We start from the raw sequence: 20,948 nt of genomic DNA on the forward strand, positions 1-20,948 counted from the left end.
CGGGATCTCCACAGTTCTTATTGGTTATGTGGGTAAAATGTACTGGTTGGTTAGTTTGGTCAATTGATCGCAGCGGATATGTGCGGTTATCGAACTGTTATCAACAACCTCTTACGGCCCGATCAGATTAGATATCAATTGAAAATCATTCTCGACAACGCTTAAGATGCCCGCCTGTTTCCTATACATTCCAGGGAGTCGGTTTGTCGGACGTGGATCTCAAGGGCCTGTTTCTCAAGCACGCCGATACCCTGCGCGGGTATCTGGCGCGCAAGGTACGGGACCCGCAATTGGCCGCAGACCTGGTGCAGGAGAGCTTCCTGCGGCTGGCGGAAAAACCGGCCGGTGAGCGCATCGACAACTCCCAGGGCTATCTCTATCGAACGGCAAGCAATCTGCTGATCGACCATATTCGTCAGGAAGCGCGGCGCAAGACCGACACCGTGCCCCATGAGGCGCTGGCCGAGATCGAAAGTGACGTGGCCGGGTTGGAGGCTCAGGCAATGGCGCAGCAACAGCGACAGGCATTGAAGCAGGCACTGGCGGAACTGCCGGAGCGCACCCAGCAGATTTTTCGCTTGAACCGTATCGAAGGCATGACCCACGCCCAGGTCGCCCGGCACCTGGCTATCTCCGACAGCTCAGTGCAAAAGCATCTGGCCAAGGCGTTGGCCTATGTGATGCAGCGCTTGCAGGAAGGCGAGGTGGCGCCATCCGACGAATGAATTACCGAAAAATGCCAGGCCAGACGTCAGAGCGTCTACATAACGAAAATTCGAGATTCACACGTGAATAGCCAGGGTCCGCAACAGCACAGCATTACCGAGGCGGCTGCCGAATGGGCGGTGCGCCTGCACGCCGGTGCCCTGAGCGAACAGGAGCAGGCCGAGTTGCGCCAGTGGATCGCCCGCGACAGCCGTCACGAAGGGGCGCTGCGGTTTGCCGAGCAGACCTGGGCGGCATTGGGTGAAGTACATAAGGACGAGCCCGTACACCGACAACGGCCAGCCGCGCCGACCCCGCCCGTGCGCCGCACCAAACGCAGAAGGCCATGGCAACGTGCAGCCGCTGTGGCGCTGGTCGTGGTGGTGGCCGGCGTCGGCTGGCTACGCGGGCCCGACGTGTTGCTGCACATGCAGGCCGACTACGTCACGCAAAAGGGAGAGGTGCGCACGGTGCACCTGGCGGACGGCAGTAGGGTGGAGCTGGATTCCGCCAGCGCCATTCGCCTGGATTACGATGGCGTGCAGCGGGGTATCAGCCTGCTCCAGGGCTCGGCGGTTTTTGATGTGGCGCCGATGAAAGGCGAAGAAACCCGGCCGTTCGTGGTGCACAGCGCCGGGGGCCAGACCCGGGCGCTGGGCACGCGGTTTGTGGTCGAGCGTGAGGGCCAGAGCCAGGCCTGGGTCGGTGTGCTGCAGCACAGCGTCGAGGTGTCTATGCAGGCCTCACCGACCACAGGCCCGGTCGAGCGCGTTGTGCAGCAAGGCCAGGCTGCGCGTTACAGCCTAAGTGACGGCGTGGTCAGCCTTGATCAGTTTGATGTGGATCGCGCCACCAGTTGGCGGCGCGGTGTGTTGATCTTCGACCGCCAGCCGTTGGCCAAGGTTATCGAGCAACTCAACCGTTACCGCCCCGGGCGGGTAGTGTTGACCGACGCGGCCTTGGGTGAGCGCGAAGTCAGCGGTGTCTTCCGCCTGGACATGCTCGACAGCGCACTCGCCACCCTGACCCAGGAACTTCAAGTGCAACGCTTGGACCTGGCCGGCCTCAGCCTGATCTATTGACCTTTCGCGTTATCGGCAGCAGCTCTGTCCTGTGGCGAGCAAGCTTGCTTGCGACTGCTGCGCAGTCGAACGGGAGCAAGCTCCCCCGCCACACGCGGGCTGGTTTTCAAACCCTCATTAAAAATTTCTAAAAAGCCTTACTGACTTCTCGCGTCTCGCGCGTCTTGCTAGGTGAGAAGCATTCGCATAAACAAAAAACGCTTAGCGCAGGGATAACCACACATGTCAGCACTCACCAAGGGGCGTATCACCGGCAGCCGGTTGGCCCTGGCCATTCACTTGGGATTGTTTGCCGTCGCCGCGCCGGTGCATGCCGTGCACCCTGCGGCTGGCGCAGCCCAATCTGCTGTGTTGAGGTTCGACATTCCTGCGCAATCCCTGGGCAGTGCAGTACTGGCGTTCGCCGATCAGGCGGGCCTGCAAGTGCTGTTCGACAGCCAGCGCCTGCAAGGGTTGAGCAGCTCCGCGCTCAAGGGCAGCTTCGACGTGCAGGAAGGTCTTGGCCGCCTGCTGGGTGCCGCACCGGTTGAATATCGTTTCACCGGCGAGCGCCAGGTCACCTTGACCCGCGTCGAGCAACAGGCCGGAGCGCTGGCCTTGGGCACCACCACCATCACCGGCCTGCACAAGCAGGACTGGGTGTATTCAACACCACGTTCGGTCAGCGTGGTCGATCGCGAGCAACTGGACCGCAACCCGCCACGCCATGCTGCCGAGATGCTCGAAGAGGCGCCTGGCGTCTATTCCGCCGTCAGCCAGCAAGACCCTGGCCTGTCCGTGAATATCCGCGGTATCCAGGACTATGGCCGGGTCAATATGTCGGTCGATGGCATGCGCCAGAATTACCAGCAGAGCGGCCACCAGCAACGCAATGGCACGCTGTATGTCGACCCCGAGTTGTTGTCCGAAGTGGTGATCGAAAAGGGCGCGACCTCAACCCAAGGCGGGGCGGGCGTGATTGGCGGGGTGGCCAATTTCCGTACCGTGGAGGCCGCCGACCTGCTCAAGGACGGCAAGCAAATCGGCGGGCGCATTCGCCTCACCACCGGGTTGGGCGGGCGCAGCAACGGCACGCACTTTATCGGCAGTTCGGCGTTTGCCGTGGGGACCGACGTGTGGGACATGTTGGTGGCCGCCAGTGAGCGTCACCTGGGCGATTACAACCCCGGCACCAAGGGCAGCATCGGCGAGCTGCGTACCGGTGCGGCGTACATGCCGGCCAGTGAAGAGCGCATCAAGCACAGCACGGTCGCCTATTCAGGCTCGGTGATGCGCTCGCGCCTGCTCAAGCTGGGGCTCAACCTGCCAGTTGATCAGCGTCTGCAACTGAGCTACCTGGTCACCGAGGTCGACTACGACGACGTCAACATGATGACCGCCGAAAAGTCCCAGTTGTGGGAAAAGCTCGGCAGCAGCAACGTCAAGGCGCAGAACTTCGCGCTGGATTACAGCTATGCACCGGACAACCCGCTGATCGACTTCAAGGCCAAGCTTTACCATGTGGATACGCGCAATGACCAATCCACGCTGGCCAGGGGGATCAGCAAGGGTTACGACGTTACCTATCAAACCAATACCTATGGCGTGCAGGCGCAGAACACCTCGACCTTTGCCCTGACCGAGCTGGCCGCACTCAAGGCCAACTACGGGCTGGAGTTTTTCTACGATAAGGTTCGGCCCGATTCCAACCAGGCCGTAGAAGCCGGCTCGGCGCTGACGGCGTCGGCGGCGGAAAGCATCACGCCCAAAGGCGACCGCGCGATGGGCAGCGTGTTCGGGCGCCTGGATCTGGACTACGACGGTTGGCTGAACCTCAACGCCGGCTTGCGTTATGACCGCTATCGGCTGCGCGGCGAAACCGGCTTGAACACCCGCACGTTCATCCTCGGCACCACCCGCCAGATTGGGGTGCCGGTCAATTACGACGTGGATCGCGAGGAGGGCCGCTTCTCCCCGACCTTCGGGCTGTCGATCAAGCCCGGCGTCGATTGGTTGCAGCTCTTCGCCACCTACGGCAAGGGCTGGCGTCCGCCGGCGGTGACCGAAGCCCTGGTCAGCGGTCGGCCCCATGGCGGTGGTTCGGAGTCGATTCTCCCCAACCCCTACCTCAAGCCGGAGCGATCCACTGCGTGGGAAGTCGGGTTCAATGTGCTCAAGCAAGACCTGCTGTTCGCCGATGATCGCGCGGGCATGAAAGTGTCGTACTTCAACACCCGGGTCGATGACTTTTCCTATATGGCCCTGGGCGTGCAGCCACCCGGCTATGGCAACGTCAATATCGGCAGTGCGGCCTACGTCAACAACCTGGAAACCACGCGTTTTCGTGGCCTTGAGTACCAGCTCGATTACGACGCCGGCTTTGCCTACGGCCAGTTCAACTACACGCGGATGCTCGGCAGCAACAAGTTCTGCAGCAAAACCGCCTGGCTCGGCGGCGTGACCAAAACCCAGAAGCGGCCCGGCAACCGGGCGCCGGTGGATGCGATGGTACCGGACGATGCGGCCAATGCTGGCGTGGGTTGCAGCGCGATCCTGGGCTCTTCCGAACACATGCCCATGGACCGTGGCACCGCCACCCTGGGCGCACGGTTCCTTGAACGCAAGCTGGATGTGGGCGTGCGCGCTCGCTACAGCGCCGGCTACTACGTCAAAGGCGCCGCCGGGGTAACCACCGCGCAAACCGGCGTCTATCCCGCCGACTGGAAGCCCTACACCGTCTATGACTTTTACGGCAGTTACCGCGCCACCGATCAACTGACCCTGCGCCTGGCCATGGAAAACGTCACCGATCGCGCCTATCTGGTGCCGTTGGGCGATGTGCTGGCCTTCACCCTGGGCCGTGGGCGTACGTTGCAGGGCACCGTTGAATATCAGTTCTGACCGCTTTTGCCCAGTAACGGGCAAAACCACAGCAGGCAATTGCTTGCTGCGGAGTGACCACCCAATGACTTGGAGTTTTGCATGAGCATTTCTATTTCATACAGCACGACCTACGCCGCTAGCACCGTCGCCCAGTACCTGAGCGATTGGTCGGCCTACTTCGGTGATCTCAACCACCGTGAAGGTTCGGTCAAAGAGGGTGTGAACACCGGTGGTTTCAATCCTGGGCCGTTCGACGGCACCCAATATGGCGTTTCGAGCAGCGTCAGTGATGCGGCAGTGGTTGCCGAAGGCAGCTTGCATTACACCTTGTTCAATCCGCCGACCCACACCCTGTGGGGCTCGCTCGATGGCCTGACCCTGGGCGATACCCTTGCCGGTGGCGCAACCAGCGGTGGCTACAGCATCGCCAACCAGGAAGTCAGCTTCACCAACCTGGGCCTGTCGAGTCTGCAATCCGAAGGCCGTGACGGCCAGGTGCACAAAATCGTGTACGGCCTGATGAGCGGTGACAGTTCGGCGCTGGCCTCGGCAATCGACACCTTGCTCAAGGGCATCGACCCAAGCCTGTCGGTCAACTCCACCTTCGACCAACTGGCCGCCGCCGGTGTGGCGCATCAGGATTCGGCTGCGTTCGCCGCTGCCGATGTGGGCCTGGTCGGGATTCAGGATGCGCCGCAAGACTTCGCCCTGGCCGCCTGATGCAAAAAAGCCGATGAAAGCTCACGCCTTCACCGGCCTGGTTGAAACCCCGTCGCCGCCCGAGTTTTCGAAGGCCAGGGCGGCGGCGGGGGCAAATTCTGTGGGTACGCCGCAGGTGCTGTCAACGCACCGGGCGAGCCCTTGCTTGACTCTTCAATGGGACAACCTCCATGACTCGGCCCGGTGCCAAGCGCGCGAATGAGATGCTGGCTGCACTCACGGCCTATAAAAGCGCCTTCTTCAACATCGGCCTGTTCTCGGCGGTGATCAACCTGCTGATGCTGGCCCCGGCGCTGTACATGTTGCAGGTGTACGACCGGGTATTGGCTTCCGGCAACCAGATGACCCTGCTGATGCTGACGCTGATGATCCTCGGCCTGTTCGCCTTGATGGGGGCGTTGGAGTGGGTGCGCAGCCAAGTGGTGATTCGCCTCGGCACGCAGATGGACATGCGTTTGAACCAGCGGGTGTTCGACGCCGCTTATGAAGCGCAACTCAAGGGCGGCACCCAGGCCGCGGGCCAGGCCCTGCACGACCTGACCACCTTGCGCCAGTTCGCCACCGGCCAGGCGCTGTTCGCCTTTTTCGATGCGCCGTGGTTTCCGGTGTACCTGCTGGTGATCTTCCTGTTCCACCCTTGGCTGGGCCTGCTGGCGCTGGGTGGTGCGCTGCTGCTGATCGCGCTGGCGTGGGCCAACCACCATGTCAGCCAGGCGCCGATGGCCCTGGCCAGCCAACTGTCGATCAGTGCCAGTCAGCAGGCCACGGCCAACCTGCGCAATGCCGACACCATCGAGGCCATGGGTATGCTCGCCACACTGCGCGGGCGCTGGTTCAGCCAGCACCAGGCGTTTCTGGTGCAGCAGAACCTGGCCAGTGAAAAGACTGCGGTGGTCACAGCCTGGTCCAAGGGCGTACGCCTGGCCCTGCAATCGCTGGTGCTGGGTTTGGGCGCCTGGTTGGCGGTCAACGGCGACATTACGCCGGGGATGATGATTGCCGGGTCGATCCTGATGGGGCGCGTGCTCAGCCCCATCGACCAGTTGATCGGCGTGTGGAAGCAGTGGGGTTCGGCGCGCCTGGCCTATGAGCGTTTGTCGTTGATGCTGCAGGATAACCCGGCGCGACCGGCACGCATGAGCCTGCCAGTGCCCAAGGGCCAGGTAAGCCTGGAGCAGATCAGCGCCTGCGCCCCCGGCAGCCGCCGGCCCGCGCTGGCCAACTTGGGCTTCAGCCTGCCGGCGGGTGACGTGCTCGGTGTGATCGGCCCCTCGGGCTGCGGCAAGTCCACCCTGGCGCGGGTGCTGGTGGGGGCCTGGGCACCGCTGGCCGGCAAGGTGCGCCTGGATGGCGCCGACCTGGCCGTGTGGGACAAACAGCAACTGGGCCCGCATATCGGTTACTTGCCCCAGGACATCCAGCTGTTCGCGGGCAGCATTGCGCAAAACATCGCGCGTTTTGAAACGGTGGAGGCCGACAAAGTCCTCGCTGCGGCGCAAATGGCTGGCGTGCACGAGCTGATCCTGCAACTGCCGCAAGGCTACGACACGCAACTGGGCGAGGGCGGCGCAGGCTTGTCCGGCGGGCAAAAACAACGGGTGGCCCTGGCGCGTGCGCTGTACGGCCTGCCGGCGCTGATTGTGCTGGATGAGCCCAATGCCAACCTCGACGAAGTGGGCGAGCAGGCGCTGCTGCAAGCCATCGCCCAGCTCAAGCAACAGCGCCGCACCCTGATTCTGATCACCCACAAACCCAATGTGCTGAGCCTGACCGACCAGTTGCTGATCCTCAAGGACGGCCAGATGCAGGCGTTCGGCCCGACGGCGCGGGTGTTGGAGGCGCGGCAAAAACCTGTGGCCAGCAAGCCGGTGTCGAGCATGAGCATGAGCTACCGCTTCGGTGAAGGAAAACCCGCATGAGCCAGAGCAAAGCTGCATGGGTCAGTGAGCCGCCGCACAACGTGCTGGCGCTGGATGACAAAAAATATTCGCGCCTGGGGTGGTGGCTGGTGCTTGGAGGCTTTGCCGGCTTTCTTGGCTGGGCGGCGCTGGCACCGTTGGACAAGGGCGTGGCGGTGCCGGGCAAGGTCATGGTGTCGGGGCATCGCAAGACGGTGCAACACCCGGCGGGCGGGATCGTCGAGCGTATCGAAGTGCGTGACGGTGACCGGGTACGCGCAGGCCAGGTGTTGTTGCGCCTGAAAGAAACACCGTTGCGCGGGCAGATGCAGTCACTGCGCAGCCAATACCTGGCGTCGCTGGCCAGCGAAGCGCGCTTGAGTGCCGAGAGCGAAGGCTTGCCGGCCATTGCATTTGGCCCCGAGCTGCTGGCCGATCCCGACGTCGCAAACACCCTGACCCTGCAACGCCAGTTATTCCAGAGCCGTGCCCAGGCCCTGGCCACTGAACAGGCGGGCCTGCGCGAAACCATCGCCGGCTTTGAGGCGCAGTTGCGCGGCACGCGGGCCTCCCAAGCGAGCAAAGTGCAACAGCGGGCGGCGTTGAGTGAACAGCTTCAGGGCCTGCGCGAACTGGCACGCGACGGCTACATCCCTCGCAATCGCCTGCTCGACAGCGAGCGGCTGTATGCGCAGATCGACGGCGCCATCGCCGAGGATTTCGGGCGTATCGGCCAGTTGCAGCGCCAGGTGTTGGAGTTGCGTTTGCGCATCCGCCAGTTGGGCGAAGACTTCCAGAAAGATCTGCGCACCCAGTTGGCCGAGACTCGCACCCGCAGCGAGGACTTGCGCAATCGCCTGGCCTCCGCCGAGTTCGAACTGGCCAACAGCCTGGTTCGTGCTCCGGCATCCGGCGTGGTGGTGGGGTTGCAGGTATACACCGAGGGCGGCGTGATCAAGCCCGGTGAGGCCCTGATGGACATCGTGCCCCAGGGAGAGCCGTTGTGGGTGGAGGCGCGGGTGCCGGTACAGATGATCGACAAGGTGCACCCGGGCTTGCCGGTTGAGTTGATGTTTTCGGCATTCAACCAATCCACCACGCCACGGGTGGCGGGCGAGGTCACGTTGGTCTCGGCCGACCGCCAGGTCGATGAGCGTACTGATGAGCCGTATTACACGCTACGGGCCCAGGTCAGCGCAGCGGGTATGCAGCAACTGGACGGCGTGCAGATCCGTCCGGGGATGCCGGTGGAAACCTTCGTCAAGACCGGCGAGCGCTCGATGCTCAACTACCTGTTCAAACCCTTGCTGGACCGTACCCATATGGCCCTGGTGGAAGAATGAAGGCGTTGTTGTTCACCCTCTGTTTAAGTTGCACGCCAGCGGCAAACGCCCTGGGTCTGTTGGATGTGTATGAGTTGGCGCTACGCAACGACCCGACCTTTCAGGCGGCGATCCAGGAGCGTGAGGCCGGTGAAGAAAACCGCGTGATTGGTCGAGCCGCGTTGCTGTCGAACCTTTCATGGAGCTACAACAACTCGCGCAATGAGTCCGAAGTCACCCAGAGTACGGCGGTGGGTAATGCCACCAGCGACCGCAATTACCGCAGCTACGCCTCGGCCCTGACCTTGCAGCAACCGCTGCTCGATTACGAAGCCTATGCGCGTTTTCGCCAAGGTACTGCCCAGGCGTTGATGGCCGACGAGCGCTTTCGCGGCAAGAGCCAGGAGCTGGCCGTGCGGGTACTAAGCGCCTACAGCCAGGCATTGCTGGCACAAGAGCGCATCGAGTTGAGCCGTGCCCAGAAGCGTACGTTTGCCGAGCGCCTGCAACTCAACGACCGCCTGCTCAAAGGCGGTGAGAGCACGCGTACCGATGTGCTTGAAACCCAGGCGCGCCTGAGCCTGGCCCAGGCCGAAGAGATCGAAGCCGTGGATGCCCAGGACGGCGCTTTACGTGAGTTGGAAGCCATTGTCGGCCAGCCGCTGCACATCGAAGAGCTGGCGCCCCTGGCCCGCTCATTCGAGATCGCGCCGCTTGAGCCCAACCGTTTCGAAACCTGGCGTGAACTGGCCATGGCCAACAACCCCGAACTCAAGTCCCAGCACCACGCGCTCGACGTGGCCTCTTATGAAGTGGAGCGCAAGCGCGCCGGGCATTTGCCCAAGGTCAGCCTGTACGCGACCAGTCGCAAGACCAGTTCCGACTCAGAAAGCAGTTACAACCAGAAGTACGACACCAACAGCGTCGGCATTCAGATCAGCCTGCCGCTGTTTGCCGGTGGCTCGGTCTCAGCCTCTACCCGTCAGGCGGCCAACCAATTGTCCCAGGCTCAATACGAGCTGGACGCGCAAACCGCCGCAACCTTGGTGGAGTTGCGCAAGCAATTCAACCTCAACACCAGCGGCGCGGCCAAGGTGCGGGCCTATGAAATGGCAGTGAGTTCCGCCACGGCGCTGGTGAGCGCCACGAAGAAAAGCGTCAGTGGCGGCGAGCGGGTCAACCTTGATGTACTCGACGCCGAACAACAACTGTTCACCGCCCGCCGTGACCTGGCCAATGCACGCCACGCGTACCTGCTGGCGCGCATTCAGTTGAAGTATTACGCGGGGTTGCTGAGCGAGCAGGACTTGCGGGCGTTGGCCGGGTATTTCCGGCCCTCGGCATGAGTGGTTACAACCCGGCATTCGCCGGGTTTTTTGTGGTTACTAGTCTGTGAAACAGCTTCGGGAATCAGGAGCCGGTTGTCGGGTGGCAGAGGGAAATTGTTACCTGGCGGAAAATAACCTAACGGATGGGTTACGATGAGAGTAGGTGCTTACAAAGGCTACGTGATTTCAGTGTTTATCAGGGATGAGCATTGCCCGCCCCATGTGCATGTCAGGGGCAAGGGATGGGATGCACGCTTTCGCTTCAGTTTTTTGGGTGGGGATGTTGAGTTGTGGGACGTAGAGCCTGAACGGAGGCGGCCACCCATGTCGGTACTGAAGGAAATACGCGAGGCGATCATGCAGCGGCACTACTTGGCGCGGGCACGCAGGATTTGGTGGGAAAAACTGCAGACGGTTTGTCTGGAGAATCATTCCTGGGATTGGGACGCTGGTGAGTTGGTTCCAGGGTTGGTCATTCGACCGGGCGTCTACGTCATCGCAAGCGCCCGGCACGACGTTGTCGAGCAACGGACTATTTTGAATCTGGTAAGAGCGCCAGATTGCGTGGGGATTAATTTATGAAGATCGTAAAAGCTAAGGTCAAACCTTATGTACCTCTCACTGAGGCCGACGTTGACAAGGCAATCGCCCGAGGGCGCAGGTTGAAGCGCCTGTACGCCAACGCCAGCAATGTGCGTTATGAAAACGACTGCCTCTCCATCGGCTTCAGCGATGGCAGCCGCGTGGTGTTGCCGGTGGCTGGCCTGCCGGAGTTCGAGGGGTTTTCAGAGAAAGACTTTCAGCAACTGGAAGTGACGTTCGGTGGCAAGGCCATCAGCTGTGAAGCTCAGGACCTGGATGTTTCGATTACCGGCCTGATCGCTACAAGCCAGCCGCTGATGGATCTGGCAACCAGCCTGGTGGCATCGCGCAATGGTCGCAAAAGCAGCGCGGCCAAATCCGCCGCCGCCCGTGCCAATGGCAAGAAGGGCGGGCGGCCACGCAAGGACGTACCAGAAACACCAGACACATGAAGAGCCCGTGTGGGAGGGGGCTCGCCACAGCAAGTCCTCTCCCACATTATTGGGTCGATGCCCCGCGGATTTATCGGCGGGTCAGCAACACACCCGATTCCATATGGTGCGTCCACGGGAACTGGTCGAACATCGCACATTGGGTAATCCGGTGCGTGTCATGCAGTTGCGCGATGTTGGCGGCCAACGTCTCCGGGTTGCAGGAGATGTACAGGATATTGTCGAAACGCCGGGTCAGTTCGCAGGTGTCCGGGTCCATGCCGGCGCGGGGCGGGTCGACGAATACGCTGCCAAACTCATAGCTTTTCAGGTCGATGCCGTGCAAGCGGCGGAATGGGCGCACTTCATTGAGCGCCTCGGTGAGTTCCTCGGCGGAGAGGCGCACCAACTTGACGTTACCGATCGCGTTTTCATCGAGGTTGCTCAAGGCCGCGTTCACCGAGGTCTTGCTGATCTCGGTGGCCAGCACGTTACGCACGCGGGTGGCCAGCGGCAGGGTGAAGTTGCCGTTGCCGCAGTAGAGTTCGAGCAAATCGTCCGGGCGGTCGCCCAAGGCTTCAAATGCCCAGTTGAGCATCTTCTGGTTCACCGTACCGTTGGGCTGGGTGAAGGCGCCTTCGGGCTGGCGGTAGCTGAAGGTGCGGCCACCGACCTCGAGTTTCTCCACTACGTAGTCCTGGCCGATCACATCGCGCTTGCCCTTGGAGCGGCCGATGATGCTCACATTCAGCTCAGCCGCCAGCTTGTTCGCGGCGGTGTGCCAATGCTCGTCCAGCGGGCGGTGATAGCACAGGGTGATCATCGCGTCGCCTGCCAGGGTGGTGAGGAACTCCACCTGAAACAGCTTATGGCTCAGGGCGGCGCTGGCTTGCCAGGCGGCCTTGAGTTGCGGCATCAACTGGTTGATGCGCTGGCTGGCAATCGGAAACGCTTCGATCAGGATCGGCGTGCGCTTGTCGTCCTGGGAAAACATTGCGTAATGGCGATCACCGCCTTCGCGCCACAGGCGGAACTCCGCGCGCAGGCGGAAGTTTTGCAAGGGCGAATCGAAGACCTGCGGTTCGGGCGCGTCGAAGGGTGCCAGCAGGTCACGCAAACGCGTGACCTTGTCTTGCAGTTGAGCGGTGTAGCTTGCGGCGTCAAAAGTCATGCGTTGAACCAGCCCAGCTTGATCACAAACAGAATCGACAGGATTACCAGTGCCGGGTTCAGCTCACGGTAGCGGCCCGAAAGCAGCTTGATGGCGGTCCAGGCGATGAAACCGAAGGCGATGCCGTTGGCGATGGAGTAAGTGAAGGGCATTGCCAGGGCAGTGATCACCACCGGCGCTGCAACCGTAATGTCATCCCAGTCGATTTCGGCCAGGCCCTGGCTCATCAGCACCGCTACAAACAGCAGGGCTGGCGCGGTGGCATACGCGGGCACGCTGGCGGCCAGCGGCGAGAAGAACAGCGCCAGCAGGAACAGGATCGCGACCACGATGGCGGTCAAGCCGGTGCGGCCACCGGCGCTCACGCCTGCGGCCGATTCGATGTAGCTGGTGGTGGTGGAAGTACCCAGCAGCGAGCCGGCCATGGCGGCGGTGCTGTCGGCGATCAGCGCACGGCCCATTTTCGGCATATGGCCGTCCTTGCCCATCAGGCCGGCGCGCTTGGCGACGCCGATCAGGGTGCCGGAGTTATCGAACAGGTCGACGAACAGGAAGGCGAAGATCACGCTGACCAGGCCGATATCCAGCGCGCCCTTGATATCCAGCTGCAGGAACGTCGGAGCCAGCGAGGGTGGCACCGAGGTCACACCGATGAAGGGTGTGAAGCCCAATACGATGGAGGCGATGGTCACCGCCAGGATACCGATCAGCACCGCACCGCGTACGGCCAGGGCTTCGAGCGCGACGATCAGGACGAAACCCAGCGTCGCCAGGATTGGCGCCGGTTGTTTCAAGTCGCCCAGGCCCACCAGGGTGGCCGGGTTGGCGACCACGATCCCGGCGTTATGCAGGGCAATCAGCGCCAGGAACAGGCCGATACCGGCAGCAATCGCCGAGCGCAGAGGCAGTGGGATGGCGTTGATGATCCACTCGCGGATGCGGAAGATCGACAGCAGGAAGAACAGCACCGCCGAAATGAACACCGCGCCCAGTGCCACCTGCCAGGTGTGGCCCATGTGCAGGACCACGGTGTAGGTGAAGAACGCGTTGAGGCCCATGCCCGGCGCCAGCGCAATCGGGTAGTTGGCGATCAGGCCCATCACGGTGGAACCGATGGCCGCCGCCAGGCAGGTCGCGACAAATACCGCACCTTTGTCCATGCCGGTCTCGCCGAGGATGCTCGGGTTCACGAACAGGATGTAGGCCATGGCCAGGAAGGTGGTGATCCCCGCAAGAATCTCGGTGCGCACATTGGTGTTGTGGGCTTTGAGTTGAAACAGCTTTTCCAGCATGCCGGCTCCCTGTGACGCTATTGTGCGTCGTTATTTGTTGACCTCTAAGTCAAAGCACAAACTGCGCCAAGCGCCTGTGGTTTCAGAGAGGATCGGAAAAAGCGGCGCATCATACCAGCAGCCGAGGCTGTGTGGCGCATGGCCTTGAGGCATACTGCGCCGACGTTCAATACCGGGTCATTGCCAGCATGAAAAAAGCCAACGCGTGGAGTCTAGCTCTGATCGCCAGTATCAGCCTGTGGCTGGGCGCAGCACCGGCGTGGGGCGCGGCTGCACCGGCGTTGAGCGAGGTGCGGGTGTTCAAGGTGGAATCGGCAAAATGCAGCGAAACCATCCCCGAACGGGTGAACACCACCCAGATGTGCGAACACCGTGGGCCCACCCAGGTGTCGGTCATGGAAGTCGGCCTGGGCAACAGCCCGATGGGCCGCTTCAATGGCGCAGAGTTGAACGGGCAACGCACGGCGGTGTGCCAGGTGGGCAACATCAGTGAGGCGTGCAACGGCGTGGGCACCTTGATGGGCTACATCTATGTGTTCGACCTGAATGTCCAGGCCCAGGGCTGGTTCGAATTCACCAATACCTCGATCAACCCCCCGCAAAACACCTTGAAAGCCCAGCTCAATATCCGCTGATCAATCATCTTGAACGCTCAAAATCCCGAGAAGTCGTACCCCTAAGACGGCGATTTTCCTGAACTCCGCGGATGTACTTCAACCCGTGAGGTGTTTATGAGCGCAAACCCCAATGGCGCGGCGGCCCAGCCGTTTGCCCGCCACCCGATACGCATGACACTCAACGGCCAGCCGCGCCAATTGGATGTGCTGCCCTGGACCACCTTGCTCGACCTGCTGCGCGAGCAGCTGGACCTGGTCGGCAGCAAAAAGGGCTGCGACCACGGTCAGTGCGGTGCCTGCACCGTATTGCGTGACGGCAAGCGCGTAAATGCCTGCCTGACCCTGGCCGTGATGTGCGACGGCGCCGAGTTGACCACCATCGAAGGGCTGGCCGAAGGCGACCAGTTGCACCCCATGCAGCAAGCCTTCATCCAGCATGACGCCTTCCAGTGCGGTTATTGCACCCCCGGCCAGATCTGTTCCGCCGTGGGCCTGGCCAATGAAGGCCGCGCCCACGACCGTGCGCAGATCCAGGAACTGATGAGCGGCAACCTGTGCCGCTGCGGTGCCTACAGCAATATCCGCGACGCCATCGAAGAGGCGCTGCCGGCGTGCCACCGCTCGGGAGGTGAACAATGAACCCCTTCCACTACAGCAAGCCTGCCGATGTTCAAGAGGCGGTGCACCTGAGCAACGCGGCCTCGCGCTTTATTGCCGGGGGCACCAACCTGCTGGACTTGATGAAAGAAAACATCAGCCGCCCGGAACACTTGATCGATATCACCGGCTTGCCCTTGCACGAGGTTGAAGAAACCGCCGACGGCGGCGTGCGGATCGGCGCGCTGGTGAGCAATGCCGATCTGGCCTGGCACCCGCTGATCGAACAGCGTTACCCATTGTTGTCCCAAGCGATCCTGGCGGGGGCCTCGCCGCAATTGCGCAACATGGCCAGTACCGGTGGCAACCTGTTGCAGCGCACCCGCTGCTACTACTTCTATGACGCTACGGTGCCGTGCAACAAGCGCGAGCCCGGTAGCGGCTGCCCGGCGCGTACGGGGTTGAATCGCATTCATGCGATCCTTGGCGCCAGTGAGCAGTGCGTGGCCACGCATCCCTCGGACATGTGCGTGGCCCTGGCGGCGCTCCAGGCGCGGGTGCATGTAGAAGGGCGTGGTGGTGCACGCGTCATCGAGTTCGCCGATTTCCACCGTCTGCCCGGCGATGCGCCGCAGCGCGACAACCAATTGGCCGATGACGAACTGATCACCGCGATCGAACTGCCTGCCGACCATCTGGCCCGGCATAGCCACTACCTGAAAATCCGCGACCGGGCCTCGTATGCCTTTGCTTTGGTGTCGGTGGCTGCGGCGCTGGAACTGGACGGCGACACCATCATCGATGCGCGCCTGGCCCTTGGCGGGGTGGCGCACAAACCCTGGCGCGACCGCGCAGTGGAAGCGGCATTGGTCGGTCAGACCGTCAGCCGCGAAACCTTCAGCAACGCTGCCGATGCCCTATTGCAAGACGCCGAGCCGCTGGAGCACAACGGCTTCAAGATCAAACTGGCACGACGCGCAATCATCCGTGCCTTGAGCGACGCCGCTGTCGCAGGAGAACAGCCATGAGTGCCATCGGCAAACCCCTGGACCGTGTCGACGGTCTGCTCAAGGTCACAGGCCAGGCGCGTTATGCCGGTGAGTTCCCTGAGGATGGCCTGCTGCATGGCAGCGTCGTCTCCAGCACCATCGCCAAAGGCCGCGTTATAAAGATCGATGCCTCCAAGGCCCTGGCCTTGCCCGGCGTGGTCGAGGTCATTGATCACCTCAATCGCCCCAGAATCGCCAGTTACGACGACGCCTTCCAGGATGATGATGCAGCCGACGGCTCACCCTTTCGCCCGCTGTACAACGACCGCGTGCTTTACAGCGGCCAGCCCCTGGCCTTGGTGATTGCCGATAACCTGGAACTGGCCCGGCACGCCGGTTCACTGGTGCACATCGAATACGCGCCTGAAGATTTCGAAACGGACCTGCTCACCCAGCAGGAAGGGGCCTACCCTTCACCGCAGACACCGCCCAAACCACGCGGTAACTTTCAGGCCGAGTGGGCCGGTGCGGCGATCAGCCTCGATCTGCATTACAGCACCCCCGTCGAACACCACAACCCCATGGAGCCCCATGCCAGCACCGTGCTGTATCAGCCGGACGGCACGTTGCATATCCACGACAAAACCCAGGGCCCGCAGAACTGCCAAGCGTACGTGCAAAAAGTGTTCGGCCTGGATAAAAGCCAGGTGCGCATTTTTGCTGCCTTTGTCGGTGGCGCCTTCGGTTCGGGCCTGCGCCCGCAGTACCAATTGCCATTGGCCGTGATGGCGTCCCTGGCGCTCAAGCGGTCGGTGCGCGTGACCCTGACTCGCCAGCAGATGTTCACCTTCGGCTATCGCCCACGCACTTTGCAGCGTTTGCAGATGGGGGCCGCCGCCAATGGGCGCTTGCTGGCCCTGGGGCATACCGCGATTGGCCAGACCTCGCGCTTCGAGGATTTCAGCGAGCACGTGGTGGAGTGGAGCGGCATGCTCTATCACTGCGACAACGTGCAACTGACCTACAAGCTGGTGCCGCTGGATGTCTTTACCCCGCTGGACATGCGCGCCCCCGGTGCTGCGCTGGGCGTGATCGGCCTGGAATGTGCCATGGATGAACTGGCCTGTGCCTTGGCCATCGACCCGGTGCAACTGCGGCTGATCAACTACGCCGAGCGTAACCAGAACGAAGACAAACCCTGGTCGAGCAAAGCCCTGCGCGAATGCTACAGCGAAGGCGCCGAACGTTTCGGCTGGAGCCAGCGCAACCCGGAACCGCGCAGTATGCGCGACGGTCGCCAGTTGATCGGCTGGGGAATGGCCGGTGGGGTGTGGGAAGCCATGCAGATGAAGGCCAGCGCCAAGGCACGCATCGATAGCCGCGGCAAACTCACCGTCAGCAGTGCCACCACCGACATTGGCACGGGCACCTACACGGTGATGACCCAGATTGCCTCTCAGGCCAGTGGCGTGGCGATGGCCGATATCAGCTTTCTGCTGGGTGATTCGTCATTGCCCACGGCGCCGTTGCAGGGCGGTTCGTTTACCGTGTCTTCCGTCGGCACCGCCGTACAGCAAGCGTGCGAAGCGCTGAATGCCAAATTGCTGGAGATCGCCCGGCAGACTTACCCGGTATTCAAGGATGCCGATTCGGTTCGGTTTGAAGACGGCCAGCTACACAGCGGTGACGTGAGCGTGTCGTTGGCGCAACTGGTCAAGGACAGCGGTGAAGACGCCTTGCAGGTACAGGTCGACAGCGAGCCCGACAAGAAGCGCGAGGGCTATGCCAGCGCTACGCACTCGGCGGTGTTCGTCGAAGTGCGGGTGGATGAAGACTTGGGCACCATCAAGGTCAGCCGTGTGGTCAGCGCGATTGCTGCGGGGCGCGTGGTCAACCCGAAGATGGCCCGCAGCCAGATCCTTGGCGGCGTGGTGTGGGGCATTGGCATGGCGCTGCATGAAGAGACCCAGGTCGACCATCAATTGGGACGCTACATGAACCACAGCCTGGCCGAGTACCACATCCCGGTGAACGCCGATATCGGCGAGATTGACGTGCTGTTTGTCGAAGAACACGACGATGTGGTCAACGCACTCGGGTCCAAGGGCGTGGGGGAGATCGGCATTGTCGGCGTGGCGGCGGCGGTGGCGAATGCGATTTACCATGCCACCGGCAAGCGGGTGCGGGAGTTTCCGATCACCTTGGATAAAGTGCTCTAGCACCGGTGTTCCAAACACCGAAGCTCCAACTGTGGGAGCTGGCTTGCCTGCGATGGCGGTGCCTCTGCCACCAGAGAGTTGCCTGATACACTGTTATCGCGGGCAAGCCCGGCTCCCACAGGGTACAACGCTTAAGCTTATGGCTTGGTTTCTTCCACCGGTACATGCATACGATCGCGATTGGCCAGGGTCGGGAACAACTTGATCCATACCCCGGTCACCACCAGGGTGCCGATCCCGCCCATCACCACCGCCGGCACGGTGCCGAACCAATGGGCGGTTATCCCGGACTCGAACTCGCCCAGTTGATTGGATGCACCGATAAACAGGCCATTGACCGCGCTGACTCGCCCACGCATCTCATCCGGTGTTTCCAGTTGCACGAACGACGCACGGATCACCATGCTGATCATGTCCGCCGCGCCGAGCACTACCAGCACTGCGAGGGAGAACCAGAACGAGGTCGAGAGGCCGAAGGCAATGGTCGCCACGCCGAATACGCCGACGGCGGTGAACATCACGCGTCCTACCTTGCGGTCTACCGAGAACCGCGCCAGCCACAGCGACATCAGCAAGGCGCCCACCGCCGGTGCCGAACGCAGCAGGCCCAGGCCCCAGGCGCCGGTCAGCAGGATGTCCTTGGCGAACACCGGCAGCAACGCGGTGGCGCCGCCCAGCAGTACGGCAAACAGGTCCAGGGAGATGGCGCCGAGGATGTCCGGGCGGCTGCGGATAAAGCGGATGCCGGCCAGCAGCGAGTCCATCGTGGCCTTGGCTTTGTTGAGCGGCGTCTGGCGGGCGGGCAGGTTCAAGGTCAGGACGCAGGCAATCAGGTACAGCGCCACGGTCGGCCCGTACACCCACACGCTACCAAACGCGTAGAGCAAACCGCCAACGGCGGGTGCGACGATGGTCGCCAGTTGCTGGGCCGATTGCGATGCCGCCACGGCCCGTGGGAACAACGCGCTGGGCACGATGCTCGGCAGCAGCGCCTGGGTGGTGGGCATTTCAAATGAGCGCGCAGCGCCCAGCAGGAAGGCGAGGATAAAGATCATCTCGCGGGTCACGTTGCCGGTCAGGCCGCCGATGGCCAGGGACAAGGCAATCAGCGCCTGTAACGTCTGGCAAATGGCGGCGACCCTGCGTCGCTCATAGCGATCGGCTACATGCCCGGTGTGCAGCATGAACAGCACGCGCGGTACGAATTCCACCAGGCCAACCAGCCCCAGGTCCAGCACGTTGCCGGTCAGTTGGTAGAGGTTCCAGCCGATCGCCACGGTGAGCATCTGGAAACCGCTGGCGGTAAAGATCCGCGCCAGCCAGAACGCGATGAAAGGGCGGTGGTGACGTAACAGCAACGCGGGTTCACTGGGCATCGGCAATCAGGTCGGCAACGGGGGAATGGCGAGATTAGCATCAAGCTGTAACAAATAGTTGCAAGAACAGGGCTGAGGCAAGCTGTCACGCGGCAAAAGACCACACAGTCCTACAGCAAAAATGGGACTACTCTTTCAACGATGCTTGATCCAGATCAAAACCTGCCCCGGAATTGCTCTGGCGGCCGCAAGGCCAGAATCCCCACGAGATGGGTAAAAAAAGAAACGAATTGAAATTCGCCACACTCCATATCCGTGGGGGCAGTGGGTGCAGGCTCCCAGCCAGCAGCCGGTATTACCTGACAGAGGAAGACTTATGTTCGGTTTGGAGGCGCTAGATCTCGCCCGAATTCAATTCGCGTTCACCATCTCGTTTCACATCCTGTTCCCGGCGATCACCATCGGCCTGGCCAGTTACCTTGCGGTGCTGGAGGGCTTGTGGCTCAAGACTCATAACGATACCTACCGTGACCTCTACCATTTCTGGTCGAAGATCTTTGCCGTCAACTTCGGCATGGGTGTGGTCTCCGGCTTGGTCATGGCCTATCAGTTCGGCACCAACTGGAGCCGTTTCTCCGACTTCGCCGGTGCTGTCACCGGGCCATTGCTGACGTACGAAGTGCTCACGGCCTTCTTCCTTGAGGCCGGTTTCCTCGGTGTGATGCTGTTCGGCTGGAACAAGGTGGGGCGCAAGCTGCACTTTTTCTCCACGGTGATGGTGGCCGTGGGGACGTTGATCTCCACGTTCTGGATTCTTGCCTCCAACAGCTGGATGCAAACGCCACAGGGCTTTGAAATCATTGATGGCCGGGTGATTCCCACCGATTGGCTGGCGGTGATCTTCAACCCTTCGTTCCCCTATCGCCTGATGCACATGGCCACGGCTGCATTTGTTGCCACGGCATTCTTCGTCGGCTCGTCGGCGGCCTGGCATTTGCTGCGCGGCAAGGACAACCCGGCGATCCGCAAAATGCTCTCCATGGCGATGTGGATGGCGCTGATTGTCGCGCCCATCCAGGCGGTGATCGGTGACTTCCATGGCCTCAATACCCTCAAGCATCAACCGGCAAAAATCGCCGCGATTGAAGGCCACTGGGAAAACATCGGCAACGAGCCGACGCCGTTGATCCTGTTCGGCTGGCCGGACATGAAAGCCGAGAAGACCAAATACGCGGTCGAGATCCCGTACCTGGGCAGTCTGATCCTGACCCACTCCCTGGACAAGCAGGTGCCGGCCCTCAAGGAGTTCCCGCCTGAGGACCGCCCCAACTCGACCATCGTGTTCTGGTCGTTCCGGGTCATGGTTGGCTTGGGTTTCCTGATGATCTTCACCGGTCTGTTCAGCCTGTGGCTGCGCCGTGGCGACAAGATGTACACATCCAAGCCGTTCCTGTACCTGGCGCTGTGGATGGGCCCGTCGGGCTTGATTGCGATTCTTGCTGGTTGGTTCACCACTGAAATCGGCCGCCAGCCTTGGGTGGTCTACGGGCTGATGCGCACCGCAGATGCCTCGTCCGGGCATAGCCTGGCGCAGATGACCATTACCCTGGTGTTGTTCGTGGTGGTGTACTTCGCGCTGTTCGGTGCCGGTTTGGGTTACATGATGCGCCTGGTGCGCAAGGGCCCTGTGACTCACGACAGTACCGAACCGGCCCATGGTGGCCCTGGTCAGAAACGCACCCCGGCGCGTCCGTTGTCTGCCGCCGACGATGGCAGCGATAACGACCACGACCACATCCAGCACAAGGGGAATTGAG

General features: G+C 61.9%; 17 protein-coding genes. 14 read left to right on the forward strand and 3 right to left on the reverse strand.

All coding sequences use genetic code 11. The features are described from left to right. Positions 1–203: 203 nt before the first annotated feature. From J1G33_RS13640 to J1G33_RS13680, 9 genes are all read left to right on the forward strand, one after another. A complete protein-coding gene (locus tag J1G33_RS13640) occupies positions 204–725 on the forward strand; it encodes an RNA polymerase sigma factor (protein WP_223018217.1) in 522 nt (173 codons plus the stop codon). A gap of 63 nt (positions 726–788) precedes the next feature. Next, positions 789–1,787, forward strand: coding sequence for a FecR family protein (locus tag J1G33_RS13645; RefSeq protein ID WP_103734833.1), 999 nt, complete (start codon positions 789–791; stop codon positions 1,785–1,787). 222 nt (positions 1,788–2,009) lie between these two features. Continuing rightward, on the forward strand, positions 2,010–4,667 hold the full coding sequence (locus tag J1G33_RS13650; protein WP_223018218.1) for a TonB-dependent receptor: 2,658 nt from the start codon (positions 2,010–2,012) through the stop codon (positions 4,665–4,667). 81 nt (positions 4,668–4,748) lie between these two features. Further along, positions 4,749–5,369, forward strand: a complete 621-nt coding sequence (locus J1G33_RS13655; RefSeq protein WP_032879376.1) for a heme acquisition protein HasA — start codon at positions 4,749–4,751, stop codon at positions 5,367–5,369. 170 nt (positions 5,370–5,539) lie between these two features. Beyond that, entirely contained in the window at positions 5,540–7,288 is a 1,749-nt protein-coding gene (locus tag J1G33_RS13660; protein ID WP_122734118.1) for a type I secretion system permease/ATPase, read from the forward strand. Continuing rightward, positions 7,285–8,610: an HlyD family type I secretion periplasmic adaptor subunit gene (locus J1G33_RS13665; RefSeq protein ID WP_223018219.1), complete on the forward strand. Its 1,326-nt coding sequence runs from the start codon at positions 7,285–7,287 to the stop codon at positions 8,608–8,610. Before J1G33_RS13660 ends, J1G33_RS13665 begins: the two co-directional genes overlap by 4 nt. Beyond that, entirely contained in the window at positions 8,607–9,935 is a 1,329-nt protein-coding gene (locus J1G33_RS13670; protein WP_223018220.1) for a TolC family outer membrane protein, read from the forward strand. The genes J1G33_RS13665 and J1G33_RS13670 overlap by 4 nt, the downstream gene beginning before the upstream one ends. A 135-nt stretch (positions 9,936–10,070) precedes the next feature. Then, positions 10,071–10,499, forward strand: coding sequence for a DUF4160 domain-containing protein (locus J1G33_RS13675; protein ID WP_032879383.1), 429 nt, complete (start codon positions 10,071–10,073; stop codon positions 10,497–10,499). After that, positions 10,496–10,951 (forward strand): DUF2442 domain-containing protein, encoded by a 456-nt coding sequence (locus tag J1G33_RS13680; protein ID WP_078822382.1) that lies wholly within the window; start codon positions 10,496–10,498, stop codon positions 10,949–10,951. The genes J1G33_RS13675 and J1G33_RS13680 overlap by 4 nt, the downstream gene beginning before the upstream one ends. Before the next feature lie 70 nt (positions 10,952–11,021). Here the strand turns inward: J1G33_RS13680 and trmA are convergent, their stop codons facing one another. Both trmA and J1G33_RS13690 read right to left on the reverse strand, forming a co-directional pair. Continuing rightward, a complete protein-coding gene (gene trmA, locus J1G33_RS13685; RefSeq protein WP_078822381.1) occupies positions 11,022–12,101 on the reverse strand; it encodes a tRNA (uridine(54)-C5)-methyltransferase TrmA in 1,080 nt (359 codons plus the stop codon). Continuing rightward, positions 12,098–13,393 carry an NCS2 family permease gene (locus J1G33_RS13690; RefSeq protein WP_005791636.1) on the reverse strand — a complete coding sequence of 432 codons (1,296 nt, stop codon included), beginning with the start codon at positions 13,391–13,393 and terminating at the stop codon, positions 12,098–12,100. Before J1G33_RS13690 ends, trmA begins: the two co-directional genes overlap by 4 nt. A 188-nt stretch (positions 13,394–13,581) precedes the next feature. Here J1G33_RS13690 and J1G33_RS13695 point away from each other — a divergent pair, with 188 nt between their 5' ends. The 4 genes from J1G33_RS13695 (at position 13,582) to J1G33_RS13710 (ending at position 17,815) form a co-directional block, all read left to right on the forward strand. Further along, positions 13,582–14,028, forward strand: coding sequence for a DUF4879 domain-containing protein (locus J1G33_RS13695; protein ID WP_005791635.1), 447 nt, complete (start codon positions 13,582–13,584; stop codon positions 14,026–14,028). A 96-nt stretch (positions 14,029–14,124) separates the two neighbouring features. Continuing rightward, complete coding sequence (locus tag J1G33_RS13700) at positions 14,125–14,649, forward strand: (2Fe-2S)-binding protein (protein WP_103734826.1); 525 nt, start codon at positions 14,125–14,127, stop codon at positions 14,647–14,649. After that, complete coding sequence (locus tag J1G33_RS13705; RefSeq protein ID WP_078822380.1) at positions 14,646–15,635, forward strand: xanthine dehydrogenase family protein subunit M; 990 nt, start codon at positions 14,646–14,648, stop codon at positions 15,633–15,635. Before J1G33_RS13700 ends, J1G33_RS13705 begins: the two co-directional genes overlap by 4 nt. Further along, entirely contained in the window at positions 15,632–17,815 is a 2,184-nt protein-coding gene (locus J1G33_RS13710) for a xanthine dehydrogenase family protein molybdopterin-binding subunit (RefSeq protein ID WP_223018221.1), read from the forward strand. Before J1G33_RS13705 ends, J1G33_RS13710 begins: the two co-directional genes overlap by 4 nt. Positions 17,816–17,952: 137 nt before the next feature. Here J1G33_RS13710 and J1G33_RS13715 read toward each other — a convergent pair whose 3' ends face one another. Then, on the reverse strand, positions 17,953–19,191 hold the full coding sequence (locus tag J1G33_RS13715; RefSeq protein WP_005791631.1) for an MFS transporter: 1,239 nt from the start codon (positions 19,189–19,191) through the stop codon (positions 17,953–17,955). 316 nt (positions 19,192–19,507) lie between these two features. Here J1G33_RS13715 and J1G33_RS13720 point away from each other — a divergent pair, with 316 nt between their 5' ends. Then, positions 19,508–20,947 (forward strand): cytochrome ubiquinol oxidase subunit I, encoded by a 1,440-nt coding sequence (locus J1G33_RS13720; RefSeq protein WP_005791629.1) that lies wholly within the window; start codon positions 19,508–19,510, stop codon positions 20,945–20,947. Position 20,948 lies beyond the last annotated feature (1 nt).

This window comes from Pseudomonas sp. P867, assembly GCF_019891455.1.
GTDB lineage: Bacteria > Pseudomonadota > Gammaproteobacteria > Pseudomonadales > Pseudomonadaceae > Aquipseudomonas > Aquipseudomonas synxantha_A.